Genomic DNA, 773 nt, shown 5'->3' on the forward strand with positions numbered 1-773 from the left:
TTGAAATTCCCTGCTTATGTATCTTCAACATCATAACCGAATTACATAAATTTAAACGTTATAAAAACTGTAGAAAAAAAGAAAAGAACGCCTTTTGACTGAAGCGTTCTTGCGATATCTATTCTTTTAAAAGATAGGTTACTTTATTTAAAATCTTTTCGATTTGTTTCGCGTTTTTACTATACATTTCGCTCGCTGATTTCGACTTTGTTTCTAGGGAAAATAGTTCGAGATCAGCATGACATTTTTTTAATGATGCTAATAATAAAGGTTTGTTTTGAGGAGAAGGCATTTGTAGTTTGTCATTATAAATGTCGATAGTCAGTTGTCCGTATGAATCAACTTGACCGAGAAAGACATTTTCGATAACAACACCGAGCTTTTCTAGTTCAGCATGTAGCCAAGCGCGGTTATGTCCACTTGCGGATAGCGGTTCATCTAAGACATTGCCATCCATAATAACAGTTTGTGGTTCTTTTTCGTTTGCTACTTTTAAACCGATGTCTTTTGCTGTGAGTGGTTGGCGATCTTTCTTTAATAATACATTTAATTCTCCGCTCGGTTCTAGTACAGCAAATTCAACATCAGCTACGCTGAAAGCATCTTTTCCACGGAGAAGTTCCAGTAATTCGTCACTTGTATATTTTTCTTTCTTTAAGTTATCTTCGAGTATCTTTCCATCTTTTATTAATACGGTAGATTTCCCTTCAAAGAAGTCCCGAGCTGTTTTGTTCTTTAAAGAAAGGATTCCTGTTAAAAAAGGTACCACAGCG

The 773-nt window shown here is 35.2% G+C and carries 1 protein-coding gene; it reads right to left on the reverse strand.

The window, feature by feature from the left end:
- Nucleotides 1-118: 118 nt before the first annotated feature.
- Nucleotides 119-773: DUF421 domain-containing protein (locus ACTFRN_RS28030; RefSeq protein ID WP_438881965.1), on the reverse strand; the 655-nt coding region annotated here is incomplete at its 5' end.

Origin of the sequence: Bacillus cereus group sp. MYBK245-2, from assembly GCF_051916145.1 — a bacterium.
Taxonomy (GTDB): domain Bacteria; phylum Bacillota; class Bacilli; order Bacillales; family Bacillaceae_G; genus Bacillus_A; species Bacillus_A pacificus.